The organism is Corynebacterium marambiense (assembly GCF_016342275.1).
GTDB classification, from domain to species: Bacteria; Actinomycetota; Actinomycetes; order Mycobacteriales; family Mycobacteriaceae; genus Corynebacterium; species Corynebacterium marambiense.
The window spans coordinates 215,544-229,126 of record NZ_JAEIOT010000016.1; the positions used below are offsets into that span (position 1 = coordinate 215,544).

The window sequence follows — 13,583 nt, forward strand, 5'->3', positions numbered from 1 at the left end:
CAGGACCGCAGCACCACGGAGACGATCAGCGTGAAACCCGCACCCAACCGCGCAACGATGCGCGATGTCGCCGCTCTAGCGGGAGTCAGTGTCCAGACGGTTTCGCGGGTTCTCAACAACTCCGGCCCGGCATCCGAGGCGACGCGGAGACAAGTCGAGGACGCGGCGGCGATGCTCAAGTACGAGGTCAACCTCGCTGCCCGGGCGCTGGCCTCGAAACAGTCCAAGACAACGGGACTCCTCGTGACGGGCGAGATCCGGCACGGCGTCGCCAGGCTATTCTCCGCGCTGGAGTCGGAGCTGGCGGCCCGCGGCAGGCACATCGTCATCGCCACCTCCCCCACAGACAATCCCAGCTCACTGCGTCGGGCGATCTCCTATCTGCACGGAACCAATCCCGACGGCCTCGTGGTCCTGGCCCGCACCTCCAACATTCTCCCCGTGATCGCGGCAAAGGCACAGGTTCCCTGCGCCGTGGTCATCGCCGGCAGACACGAGACGAATCGGGTGTCCACCGTCTCCATCGACCAGTACGACGGCGCCATCGCCGCGAGCCAGTACATCTTCGACATCGGTTGTTCGGCCCCGGTGTATCTGACCGGTGATCTCCGCTGGCAGGATGCGCAGGTCCGACTCCGTGGCTTCCAGACGGTGTGCACGGCGAACGACACCGAAGCGGACTGGCTGATCGGTGACAGTTGGTCGAGCGCGAGCGGCTACGCGATGGGCGAGGAACTTCTCTCCCGGGGACTACCCGACGCCATCGTCGCCGGAAACGATGACATCGCCATCGGAGCGATGCACGCCCTCTACAAAGCCGGTGTCCGCATCCCCGACGACGTCTCCGTCGTAGGCTTCGACGACATCCCCCAGGCCAAATTCCAGAACCCGTCCCTGACCACGGTCCGGCAGGACTTCACCGCCCTCGGCAGAACGGCACTGGAAGAACTCGACAGGATCATCGCCGGGGAACCCCGCAGGCACCGCCAACTTCCCACCGAACTCGTCATCCGCAAATCAACGCGCCCGCGCCCCTGGTGAGCTCGGAGGGAGTTAGATTGTTTCACCGGCGGTGAAATGCCGGTGAAACATGCCGGGTCGTCCTCTCACCGGTACGTGACATTCAGCGGAGAATGGTCAGACCAGCGCAGTGCGTAATCCTCCGCCTTGTCCACCCAAGTCTTCTCGGCCCGGTCCAGCAGTGCCTTCGTCGCCGCCTGATAGTCGATACGCCACCCGGCGTCGGTGTCGAAGGCCTTCCCTCGATACGTCCACCAGGTGTAGGGTCCGTCACCTTCCGGTTGCAGCCGACGCGCCACGTCAAACCACTGCGGCTCATCGGGAATTCGGCGCTCTGGGAGTACCGCATCACGAACGTAATCGACGGCTCCGGCAAAGCTACCCGCACCTTCGACCTGGGTGGCGTCATCGGGGAAGGTTCCGAAGACGGAGTCCATGAACGCACGCTCGTCCGGTAGGAAGCCGGACTTCTTTCTGTTCGTCTTCCAGTTCTTCAGATCCTCGCGGCGGTGGCAGATGTTCCAGTCCCCGCCGATAACCATCTGCTCATGGGTGGCTGCCTGCGCCGCGAGAACACCTGTGAACTCATCGAGGAAAAAGTATTTCTCATCCTGCTTGGCGGTGTCCGCCGAACCGGAGGGAAGATAGAGCGATGCCACCCGGACGCCGTGGCCCTCGACGTCCGCCGCGACCCACCTGCCGGACTCCGTGAAAGATCCGAACCCTATCTCGACGTTCGCCAGCGGAGTTCGGGACAGAATTCCGACTCCGGCACGCCCTTTCGCCGCCGACTCCGCACCGACCCAGTGCCAGCCGGCATCGAGCGCCGGAGCGAGGGCGTCACGGGCCTGCTTGTCGCTGGCTCGAACCTCCTGCATGAGCACCACATCGGTGTTCGATTGCTCCAGCCAGGCGTGCAGTCCCAGGTTCTCTTCACTGCGTTTCTTCACTGCAGCTCGGATGCCGTTGACGTTGACGGTGGTGACGGTGAAAGACATGCCACCCACGATAGTCAGCCACCGGAAGCGGGGTGATCGGCAGCCCCCTCAGCGTTGAGCCCACACGCCGTCCCGTGGACACTGGGGCGCAGCAGCGTAAAACAACCACTAACCGGAAGGCGCCCATGGCCCACATCTCCTCTACTCACGGCCGCTGGCTGCGTACCGTGATCATCACTACCGCAGGAATCGGAATCGTACTCCCCTGGATCATCGGTTTCACCAGTTTCAGCGGGCCGCTGGTCGACAATTCCATGGCGATCAGCATCGTGTTGGGGGCGATCAGTGTCATGGTCAGCGTTGTCGCGAAGCAGTACCGGTGGATACCACTCGGACTGCTCAGCATGATGGCGCCTTTTCTCACCGTCCTACTGGTCACCGTGTTCTACGGGTTCACCCGGTGACCACACCGTGCCCCCGTTGAAGGATGCAAGCCTCCCTGCGTTGGCCGAATGTGACGGTAACGGGGAGCCTGCGGGCACTGTGGTCCGGTCGGGGAACGCCCCCGAACCGGGTGGGCGAGCCGCTCAGCACGCAGGAGACGGGTGTCCCCCGGGTGTGGACGGGGCGCCGATTCCACCCTTTTCAAGGGTGAGAACGCCACCAGCCGAACAGTGAACAGGTATTCTGGTGAGTCGAACCATATCCGATAATTCTTGGGAGTCCCTCTTGGCTAAGATCATCTACACCCGCACCGACGAAGCACCGCTGCTCGCGACCTATTCGCTGAAGCCGATCATCGAAGCCTTCGCCTCCACCGCGGGCATCGATGTCGAGACCCGCGACATCTCCCTCGCAGGTCGTATCCTGGCGCAGTTCCCGGATCGTCTGTCCGAGGATCAGCGCGTCGATGACGCTCTCGCCGAGCTCGGTGAGCTCGCGAAGACGCCCGAGGCCAACATCATCAAGCTCCCCAACATTTCAGCGTCAGTACCACAGTTGAAGGCAGCGATCGCCGAGCTGCAGTCCCAGGGCTACGATCTGCCCGACTACCCGGACAAGGTCGAGACCGACGAGGACGCCGACGTCCGCGCCCGCTACGACGCCGTGAAGGGCTCCGCCGTCAATCCGGTCCTGCGTGAGGGCAACTCTGATCGCCGCGCGCCCGAGGCCGTCAAGAACTTCGTCCGCAAGTTCCCGCACCGCATGGGTGCCTGGACCGCCGATTCCAAGACGAATGTCGCCACCATGGATGAGGGCGACTTCCGCCACAACGAGAAGTCGGTCATCATGCCCGCCGCCGACGCCCTCACCATCACGCACGTCGCAACCGACGGCAGTGAGACGGTCCTGAAGGATAACCTCAAGGTCCTCGAGGGTGAGGTCATCGACGGCACCGTCATGCGCGCCGCCGCGCTGCAGGAATTCCTCGCCGCGCAGGTCGCGCGCGCCAAGGAGGAGAACGTCCTGTTCTCCGTGCACCTCAAGGCCACGATGATGAAGGTCTCCGACCCGATCATCTTCGGCTACGTCGTACGCACCTTCTTCGCCGACGTCTACGCCACCTACGGTGAGCAGCTCATGGCCGCCGGCCTGGACGGCGAGTCCGGCCTGGCCGCGATCTACTCCGGCCTGGAGAACCTGGACAACGGCGCCGAGATCAAGGCCGCCTTCGACAAGGCACTGGCCGAGGGCCCGTCGCTCGCGATGGTCAACAGTCACAAGGGGATCACCAACCTGCACGTCCCGTCCGACGTCATCGTCGACGCCTCCATGCCCGCCATGATCCGCACCTCCGGCCACATGTGGAACGCGGATGACCAGGAAGAGGACACCCTCGCGGTGCTTCCCGACTCCTCCTACGCCGGTGTCTACCAGGCCGTCATCGAGGACTGCCGCGCCAACGGCGCCTTCGATCCGACCACCATGGGCACCGTCCCGAACGTCGGCCTGATGGCACAGAAGGCCGAGGAGTACGGATCCCACGACAAGACCTTCAAGATCGCCGCCGACGGCGTCGTCAAGGTCACCAACTCCGCAGGCGAGACCCTCATCGAGCACGAGGTCGCCACCGGTGACATCTGGCGTGCCTGCCAGGCCAAGGATGCCCCGATCCGCGACTGGGTCAAGCTCGCCGTGGACCGCGCCCGCCAGTCCGGCATGCCCGCCGTGTTCTGGCTCGACCCGGAGCGCGCGCACGACCGCAACCTCACCGAACTCGTCGAGAAGTACCTCGGCGAGCACGACACCGAGGGCCTGGACATCCGCATCATGAGCCCGGTTGAGGCCACCAAGTTCTCCGTCGAGCGCATCCGCCGTGGCGAGGACACCATCTCCGTCACCGGCAACGTCCTGCGTGACTACCTCACCGACCTCTTCCCGATCCTCGAGCTCGGCACCTCCGCCAAGATGCTCTCCGTCGTGCCGCTCATGGCCGGCGGTGGGCTGTTCGAGACCGGTGCCGGTGGTTCCGCCCCGAAGCACGTCCAGCAGCTCCAGGCCGAGAACCACCTCCGCTGGGACTCTCTCGGTGAGTTCCTCGCCCTGGCTGAGTCGCTGCGCCACTTCGCCCGCAGCGGCTACGAGCGTGCCAACGTGCTCGCCGGTGCGCTGGACCGCGCCACCGAGCGGGTCCTGAACGACGGCAAGTCCCCGTCCCGCAAGGTGAACGAGATCGACAACCGTGGCTCGCACTTCTACCTCGCCACCTACTGGGCGGACGAGCTGGCCAAGCAGACCGAGGACACTGAGCTGGCCGAGCTGTTCACCACCGTCGCCGGCGAACTGAAGGACGCGGTCGACGAGATCGACGCCACCCTCATCGAGGTCCAGGGCGCGCCCGTCGACCTCGGCGGCTACTACCAGCCGGACGATGCCAAGACCTCCGGCGTCATGCGCCCGAGCGAGAAGTTCAACAGCATCATCGACGGTCTGAAGAAGTAGTCTTCCCCGACCGTCACCGGCTAGGCCCCGCCATTCCTAATGAAATGGCGGGGCCTAGCGTTGGGTGTGGAGAACCGCTCACCCGAACTGTCCCACCCATTTCCGGCCAGGGTCATTTCCGTTCAACAACACTGCGGGGATTCAACCGGTGTACCGGAGGAGTCCCGTGTCCCGAATCATGATTCACCACTTCGCCGATACCAGTCGACTATCCGCTCCCGGTACAGCAACGACACTCGTTCAGCGCAGCGCTAACCGGATGCTTCATTCCGGTGGTGGTGGTCGTGACGCATTGGGCCCGTGCCCACGCCGTACCGGCGGCGGATCAGGGGGCGGTGTCGGCGGCCCGTCCCGAGCGCTCCAGAATCTTGATCAGTTCCTCATTGACGAGTTCCTTGCCGTCGGCGGTCTCGATGTAGTTGTTGGCGTCATTGAGCAACTGCAGCCAGAAGAGCTGCTGCCATCCCCACACCATCACGGTGACCACGACCACTGAAGCGACTAGTGCCGTCGAGATCTGGATCCACCGGGCCGCACCACGTTGCCGCAGCTCCGCTTGTTCGGTGCTGCGGGCTTCCTCCTGCTGACGGGTCTGCTCCATGTCGGTGCCGGATGCGGCAGGATCCCACGAGGGTACCTGGTTCAGGCCGGTGTTCCAGCCGGGGGCCGGGGCCGAGGGGTCGTGTGGGCCGGGGTTCCAGCCTTCCTGTGATGGATTCGGTGTGTTCATCGTTGCTGTCCAATCAGTGAGGGGTGGGAGTGGTGCTGTCGTGGCGATGACGGTGAGGGAGGGTGGACCGGGACTCAGCGATTCCCGAATGGAAAGCGTCTCCGACCGGTGTTCTTCTTCCTCTGTATCGCGTCCTCCCTGGGGCTAGGACGTGCGTCTCCCAGCGGCTGTTGTTGCTGCCGCAGACGAGGATCAACGGTCCGTCTCTCCGGTCGATGCCCCGCATCCCGGGGAGACTGCGCGGGGAACTGCTGCGGGGATGACACACGGTTCGGTGCCGGGGCGAAGTCGGCCACCGCGTCGTCGAACCAGAACTGTCCGCCTTTCATCCCAGCGCCCCCGGGTCCGTCGAGTCACCGTTGAGGAGTCCCCACTGCGCCAGGACGTAACGGAAGGGGTCGAGGCAGCGGAAGGGCGCGATCCCCGACCGTGACACCGATGAACCGGTCTCCGGAGGGGTCCCCAACGCGGACACCGCAAAACACCGGTACCGCAGGCGACGTCCGGGTTCATTGAGCCGATTCAGGAAGGCCATCGCGTCGAGACAACGCAGCAGACTCAGGACCTCGTGGTGGAGCAGCTCCCCGTTGGGAAGACTGTACGGCTGGGAGACGTCACCGGACTCACGACGGAACCCCGCGCCGAAGTTGTTCATCACCCGTTGCCAGTTCACCTTGTCCTCGGCGCCGTAGTACATGTCCGTCTGGTCAACCTTCGCCAGTTCCTGCATCGTGTCAAATTTCGCCAGCATCAACGCGATGAGCGGGTCGTCCCCTGGTTCGATGAGGCTGAGCAAATTCGACAGGACGGTAGCCGGATCTTCGGTATCGTGCGTGTCCAGTTTCGGGAGCGACGGGATCGCCCCTTCAAGGAGATTGTTGATCTCCGGGACACGCACGGGATCGAACATGAAGATGATCTCGTCGGCGAAGCGGAAGAACCGCATGCGCTCACGCATGGTGGGGAAATGGTCCTGTGCGAAGTCCTCACCCGCGACATCCCTAATGACGATGTTAATCGGTTGGTGGACACGCTTGCCGCTCGCATCGGTTCTCAGGTGTGTGCCGATCCGGAAGATCAGCGGCTGATTCTGGTAGGCCCCTTCGTTCTCACCGGTACTCGTCGGTGCAGGCAAGCCCATCTGTTCGAAGAGAGGTTCTTCGAACTGTTCGCGATAGATATCGCGGGTCGGATCGTCGGCGGGTTCGAACACGAAGCCGTTGTTCTCGACGAGCTGTTCCAACAGCTTCACCACGACGGCGATGTAGAGGGATTTGCCCGACGCACGGGCACCCGCCATCGCGAAGGTCAACGTGCCGGTCCCCGCCCACCCGTCAGGGAGCGGGTAGCGCTCCGGATTCGTCTGGCAGGGGAGATCCGTGTTTTCCCCCATGATCTGGAATGTATAGGGGCAGCGTGTCGGAAGCAACGCTGTCCTCCGGTCGGTTCCGGCGGGTGTATTCGTCATGTCGTGGTCCCTTTAGAGTTTTCCGCCGACCAGGGTGAGTGCCATGGCATGCACCTCTTCGGCGAGGACGGAGGTGTCTCCACCAACCAGCGCAGAGCAGACCGCTGGGGTGAACAGTGTATGGGAGCAATCACCGGCACTGACCGGGGGCCGGGTCGTCAGCAGGTGCACGGGGCCGTTGTGCCGCGCCAACGGAGCGGGCAGATCGTCGGAGACGACGAGTACCGCCTCACCGTCACGGAGTGGCCGGCTCATCCGGAATCCGACCTCGTTGTATGGCAGTTCCAGCTGCGCCAGTCCGGCGACTTCAGCGGGGCTCTCAAGGGAACGCTGGGGCTCCCCCGCAGAGCTCGCGACCATGATCTTCTTCCCCTGGGTGACCACGGACAGCACTCCACAGGCGACGGTGTACATGGCCGACAGCGCCTCCGGGGGCGTTGTCTGCGCCATGGAGGCTGACGCGTCGATCACCAGGGACACATCGCGCCGTAGATCGGCCGGAAGTGTGTCCGCCCCCAGGGCGGTGCACAGGGTTCCACGGACTCGACTCGACAGGTCGTCGAGTTCCACTCCGACGATCTGCTGGTTGACCTCGATAACGACGGTCCCGGATTCGCCGGAGAGCGTGCACAGCGGAAACGAACCCAGTCCCCCGACGTTGTACCGAGGGAACTGCAGGCTGGTGTTCTGCGCTGCGGTCTCCCCGTGCAGAAGGTACGAAACCTGGGCACTAGCATCGTGGGGGAATGATGTACCCCCTTGTCCCGGTGTCAGCAGAACTCTGACGGATCCCGTGAGGTTGCGCATCCGGAGTCTGTCCCCGCGGAACCGGAACTCCACCGAGCCGCGCTCCGGGGGGCTGGTGATGTCCGGCCCCCGGAGCTGCAGCTCGATGGGCAGCACGGTCTTCTGCTTCGTCAACACCTCGCAGGTCAGTTCACCGAAAGCGGATGCGGGTTGACCGGTGTCATAGCGGTCGCCGGGTTGCAGCTGGATGGTGGGCATTGCGTTCTACTGCCTTTCCTCACCGGCAGGCGTGCTGCCGGTGGACAAGTGGAATTCGATGATCTGACGGCGGACCGCCCAATACTGTGAATTTCGATTGCGGACAAAGATCTCAGGGTTCCCCAGCCTCTCGTTTTCAGCTTCGAGCATCTTCCGGTGTTTTTCCCGCACTGCTCTGTCAGCGGTCGCCGTGGCGAGGTCATTCCTGAGACAACTGAAGTAGAAATCCCTCACCTCATCGATCACTGTGTCGTTCACGGCATGATCCAACGCACTCCAGTCGACGACCTCAATGAGCATGTGGTCGAGGGCACGGCGGAACTCTCTGTCGGCCTTGCCGTCGGCGCTCAGCAGTGGTCCGAAATATCCGAAGTCAGCGACGGTGAAACGCAACCGCAGCAAAGCCAGTAAGGCGTCGATGTCGCCGGACAGCGGCCAGTGGTTGTCCCCGGGGGGAGCGAGGAGATGGGAGTAACCTGCCCGCAGCCTGGTGATAATCTGGTCGATTCCGGCCGGAGGCCCAAATGAGGCCGCGAAATTCAGGGCGGAGTACCCCGAGTCGTTCGCGGCCCTGATGATTGTGTCGATTCGCTCCCGATTCTCCCACTGGCTGTACCAGTCGTCCCACCGATCAAGCAGGGGACCCCGGACGGGTACGATGTCAGGGTGCAGCCGGAGTTGCTGGGCGAGTTTCCCCGCCACGAGGCTGTACAGTTCGACGGCTTCACGCGCCGGGGCAGGTCCGGAATCGTGCAGTACCCGGTACCCGAGGACCTCAATCCTGCGCAGGCCGTCCGTCGCCCCGGGGAATCCAAGGCTCTCGCGTTTGGTGCTGCTCGTCAATGAACCGGGATTGCCCAGAAGCTGGAGCATCGTGCCCGTGTCCGACTCGACGATGTTGCTCCACCACTCCGAAACGATGATCCGGGTGTCCTGATCGAGTGATGGGCATCCGTCAGCGGCGAACCAATCCATGACCGCACGCCCGTGAGCCATGACCGCCGCGCGGATCTCCGCCGGTGGTTGTCCGGGATCTATCAGTCCCGCACTCACGGCCACATCCAGCATCTCGACCGTAGCATCCACGCAAGCGGTGGAATCAGCACATCCGTCCGTACCGGCGGCGACCAGGGAACCGGAGATGCCTGCGTACAGCATCGCCAGCACCCGTTCGGTCGGGAACGCCGGGGAGCACCGCCCGATCTCCGGGATGCGCTTCCGCTCACCTGTCGGCTGTTTCCATCCGTCACCGGTGCAACCCAGGCTCCGTAGTTCGTCGATCATACGGGTCTCCCACACAGCTGCGGGATCTGCGGGATCCGGGGTGTAGGTCGCATCCGCACCCCATGGTCCAGCACCGGCTGATTCCCCGGTACCGGAATCACCCCAACCGGCGTCTCCGAAGACCTGCGGTACTCCGGCTGCGGGAATGGCGGTGCTCCGGCCCGCGAGACGTCCGGCAGCCTCCGGTTCCCCGAACCCGTCGAGATCAACCGCTGCGGAAAGGACTCCCCCACGATCGGCAGTCTCGCCAGCGATGCCGGAGTCCGGTTGATCCTCTCCCCAGGAGAAGCTCCCGTCCCGCGTGGCTCCGACCCCGGACCGCGAATTGTCCCCGGTACGACCGGCAGTGCCAGGTTCGAGGCCGCGGAACGCCGCCAGCCCCGCACCAAATCGTGGCACCTCATTTCTGTCCCTCAGCGGCTCGGTCACCTCTCGGAACGCATCAATGATGTCATCCATGTGGCCACAGGGGCCGTGTCCTCCGCCGATCAGGAACTCGGCGGTATCCATTGACCAATCGGTTCGGGGGTCTACTCCCCCGCCCCCAACGGAGATGACCGTGACATCGGGACGGGCCGGCACCAGGTGAACGTCCACATCGGGGACACACACCAACGCCGGTGCACCACCGCCGTGTCTCACAGCGGACACCGTGTTGCCACGCATGAACGTCGAGAAACGCAGGAGACGTTGTGCCTCGAGGGGAGACATCGTGACAGATACTGCCTTCAACCACGACGCAGCGGCTGCACGGTCCGGGACGGGGAGTACCACGGTGGAGACCTGGGATTGGAGGGCGTCCTGGATCCGGTACAACGCCGCGGCCCGCCGCTCATCACAGAGAATGAACTCGATGGCCTCCCCTGCTGTAGGAACGAGCTCCGCGCTTGGCCGGGGACCACCGGTGGGTGTTCGGGCCAGTTGAACATTGTCGACCATCTTGATCGTGAAGGGCCGGAGGAAATCCGGTGATCCGAAACAGTCGACCGGGTACTGGGGTGATCCGTCCGACCAGGGCTGTGAATCCACGAAGGCATGGGTGAAGATGTTCCCCTGCCGGTTCGTGGAGTCGCGGCCCGCGGGAACCGCCTGCAGGTACACGCTCGCCGCCGCACCACCGATGGAGACCTCAGGAAGATAGCTGAAGCACCTTGGCAGTGCATCCACCTGCTCATCGCTGATGTAGTCGCTGATTGGTTCGAGCGGCGAGAGCTGGGTCACCGCATTCTGTTTTATCCACTCCCGCTGCTCCGGGGAGGCGTCGAGGTAAGGACCGGTCTGCCAGCCGCCAGTCCGGCGGCTAGCAGATGCACCGAAAGACGCGAACGTCACCTGCGCCCAGCGTCCGCCCGGTCGGGGGGAACTCACCTGCGTCATCTGGTCGTCACCCCTGTGCCTGGAAGTGCCGGCCCACAATTGCTGCTCGCCGACGGAGATAGCCGAGGTTGAGCCACGCGATGTACGGGTCATCCAGCGCGATACTCTGTCCTCTCTCGTCCTGTAGTTCGTCCGGGAAGACCCGGAGAAATGCGCTGTCCGGGTAGTTCTTCACCGAGTCGAGGTTGAACGTCCAGTAGACCGGCGGCTGCTCCCCGCGCCTGGCAAACTCCCTCGCGAACAGCCCTTGCTGGCCGGGCCAGGACTGATCTTGGTGGATGGAGTCCACCTCCACGCGCACGCCGTCAGCTTTCTCCAGCGGAAGCCTGTCCCTCTGCACGACCAGGGAGAAAGACCGTTCCTGTCCGATTACCGGCCGTTCACCGAAGATCCCGATGGTGAATAGGCCGGGACGTTGGCCGACCGGATGGATCTCGTAACTCATTCGTACACATCCGCGGTAGGCGACGGCACCGCGCTCGCCGAGAATAGACTTACGCTGATAGACCGTGGAGGGCTCGAGGATCACCGTGCCCCGGCTCGGCAACGGCGGATAGAGCATCATTCCACCACGTTTTGTGTACTCCTTGCGGTCGATCGTTCCAATGGCGACGGGTTCACCGACCTCGCCGCCGCAGTCGTCGGGATGTTCCTGATGGTATGCCGTCACCCGCGATGCACCGTGCGGCCATCCGAAGGTGAGCAGCTGATGGGTGACCCGCTCATGCAACTCGATGTTTGTCGCGCCACCCACCCGCTTGAAGGGCCGCGGGTCCCCGACCCGGCACACCTGTCCGTCCACATGAACCGGGGTGAGCACGATCGAGTACCAGTCTCTCGGCCACCCCACCGTGCATCCGTGATCGGTTCCCTCGATGCTGTTCTGCCAGTCCTGGTCGTCGAAGGTTCGCCGCAACCCGGAGAGCTCGAGGGACTCGAGTCCCGTGATCTCCGGAGGCGGTTCCTCCTTGGTCCGGTAGATCCGAACTTCTCCGGAGGATGGCTGGACCCAGGACACCTCGAACTCGGTGCCGTCGAATCCCTCCCGCTCAGTCACGGAAATGTCGACCGCCTGCACCTCCGCGTCCACCAGAACGCTCTTCTCCTCCGATGCGTCGGACATGATGGAGTCATCGCGGATCCGCACAACCCGCGCGACAACGAACCTGTGCCGCACCCCGCCCTGCGCCGTCTGCCATTTGAAACCTTTCCGGTTCGGGAGGTCGGCGCAGATCTCGTTGCGCCGGTGGAACACGTGGCCATCATCGGCACAGGTGAACACGGCGACCCGCTCGGTGGGCTCGACGTCCTCCCACTGTCCGGTGATCTCCTGACCGACGGCACTGAGACTAAAGTTCGTGACGGGGTGAATGACGTAGGTCTCGCCGACAAGCTCGGGCTCGGCGCGAAGTGCTCTCTGTTCGTCCTCCCCGCTGTTGACCCACACCTGGTACATGGTGACGGCCCCTTTCTGCGGTTCGGTCTCCGCCCAGGCGCTACCGACGGTGACACACTGCAGGTAACCGTCTTCCGGATTTCGCTCGAGAACCCGGTTGTCGCGGACGACACGGTACAGCCGAACCGGGGTTCCACCGGTCTCCTCCGACTCATCGCCGGGCACACTCCAGTCGAGCCGCACCGTCCCGTCCTCATTGATCGTGCGTTGCAACGATGCGCCGACGATCGGCTGAGGTTCGTCCATCGCCGTCATCGACCGGAAGTTGTTGAAGCCATAATCACGGAGGTCCTCCGGACGTGGCAGGGCTTCGTTCCCGGTATCGGGTGACTCGTCGCCGGCTCCGGGAACCTCCCGGGAATCCGCCGACTCCATCGAACTGGTTGGCTCCCTGCCGGTCACCGACGATTCTGTGTCGGAGTCCTCGCCCCCGGGTATTTCAGTCCGATATCCGGGCTTATCGACCGAGTCCGATGATACGGGGGTCTGTTGCTGCGGACCACCGAATGGTCCGGGTGCAACCTTGTGCTTCTCTCCGGTCGTCCACACCGGGTACTTCGCCACACCGGGTGCACCGGATGCTTCTACCTCTGCGCCAGGATCACCGGAGAGAGACGGGCGCAACGGTGTCCGTTCCTGTCGACCCCGGGCGTTTGCAGCGGCAACTCCTCGCTTCGGGGATTTGTTGCCGTTGAAGGAGATCAGGGGGGTACGCGACGTACCGTACGGTACCTGCGGCGCGGCGGCCCCAGAGTCAGTGACTGCGGCACGGTCGTCTCCCGCTGCCGGATCGTCGGTGCCTCGGCGGGTCAGGAAACGGTCCATCGAGCGGTTGATCTCTTGGGTCTTGTGTGCCTCGCGGAGAGCAAGCATCTCCTTCAGCTGCGGGACCCAGTCCTCTACTTGTGCGGGTCGACCCCTGACCCCTGGTTTCAGGGCATCGGGGTAGTCATGGGCGATCTTCCTCAGGTGGGCGTCAGTGGGGAGCGCAGACTCGTCATAGCGTTTGAGCGCGAGATTCCGCCACTTGTTGAGGATCCCGTAGCGCGACACGATCGGGCCGCAAAACGCCGTCGGATCATCATCGAACTCCGCTCCCTTTCCGGTGTCCGCCAACATCACCAGCTTGCTGAGTTCGTCGCGCCAGGCCTGGACCTGGTCCGGGGCGTTCGTGAAATCGATGGCACCGGTCATCGCCGCGATCCGCTCCAGATGGACGGGAGCCGGTAGCGCGGTAGCCGGATAGAAGGTCAACGCGTAGTTGTACCACCGACGCAGGAGCTCGAGACGTGCTTGGCGGGAGTTGATGTTCGACATATCTGTTGTTGACACCGTTTCAGAGTTGGAGGTTCGTGCCGTGGT

General features: G+C 63.8%; 9 protein-coding genes. 3 read left to right on the top strand and 6 right to left on the bottom strand.

What is annotated here, in order from left to right:
* The first annotated feature begins 30 nt into the window (after positions 1–30).
* On the top strand, positions 31–1,041 hold the full coding sequence (locus JDV76_RS12305; RefSeq protein ID WP_198737190.1) for a substrate-binding domain-containing protein: 1,011 nt from the start codon (positions 31–33) through the stop codon (positions 1,039–1,041).
* 65 nt (positions 1,042–1,106) lie between these two features.
* On the opposite strand, the gene JDV76_RS12310 is transcribed toward JDV76_RS12305, so the two are convergent.
* Positions 1,107–2,018 carry an exodeoxyribonuclease III gene (locus JDV76_RS12310; RefSeq protein WP_198737191.1) on the bottom strand — a complete coding sequence of 304 codons (912 nt, stop codon included), beginning with the start codon at positions 2,016–2,018 and terminating at the stop codon, positions 1,107–1,109.
* Positions 2,019–2,143: 125 nt separating this feature from the next.
* On the opposite strand from JDV76_RS12310, the gene JDV76_RS12315 reads away from it, so the two are divergent.
* Positions 2,144–2,422: a hypothetical protein gene (locus JDV76_RS12315; protein WP_198737192.1), complete on the top strand. Its 279-nt coding sequence runs from the start codon at positions 2,144–2,146 to the stop codon at positions 2,420–2,422.
* A gap of 265 nt (positions 2,423–2,687) precedes the next feature.
* A complete protein-coding gene (locus tag JDV76_RS12320; protein ID WP_198737193.1) occupies positions 2,688–4,901 on the top strand; it encodes an NADP-dependent isocitrate dehydrogenase in 2,214 nt (737 codons plus the stop codon).
* A gap of 325 nt (positions 4,902–5,226) precedes the next feature.
* Here JDV76_RS12320 and JDV76_RS12325 read toward each other — a convergent pair whose 3' ends face one another.
* The 5 genes from JDV76_RS12325 to JDV76_RS12345 all read right to left on the bottom strand — a co-directional run bounded on the left by JDV76_RS12325 (position 5,227) and on the right by JDV76_RS12345 (position 13,553).
* The gene (locus tag JDV76_RS12325; RefSeq protein WP_198737194.1) at positions 5,227–5,631 is read right to left on the bottom strand and encodes a hypothetical protein; all 405 of its coding nucleotides are present in this window, start codon (positions 5,629–5,631) and stop codon (positions 5,227–5,229) included.
* Positions 5,632–5,956: 325 nt separating this feature from the next.
* Entirely contained in the window at positions 5,957–7,099 is a 1,143-nt protein-coding gene (locus JDV76_RS12330) for a hypothetical protein (RefSeq protein ID WP_198737195.1), read from the bottom strand.
* A gap of 12 nt (positions 7,100–7,111) precedes the next feature.
* Entirely contained in the window at positions 7,112–8,104 is a 993-nt protein-coding gene (locus JDV76_RS12335; RefSeq protein ID WP_198737196.1) for a hypothetical protein, read from the bottom strand.
* 6 nt (positions 8,105–8,110) lie between these two features.
* A complete protein-coding gene (locus tag JDV76_RS12340) occupies positions 8,111–10,858 on the bottom strand; it encodes a GAP1-N2 domain-containing protein (RefSeq protein WP_198737197.1) in 2,748 nt (915 codons plus the stop codon).
* Positions 10,773–13,553 carry a SaeA-related protein gene (locus tag JDV76_RS12345; protein ID WP_198737198.1) on the bottom strand — a complete coding sequence of 927 codons (2,781 nt, stop codon included), beginning with the start codon at positions 13,551–13,553 and terminating at the stop codon, positions 10,773–10,775. Before JDV76_RS12345 ends, JDV76_RS12340 begins: the two co-directional genes overlap by 86 nt.
* Between the last annotated feature and the right edge of the window lie 30 nt (positions 13,554–13,583).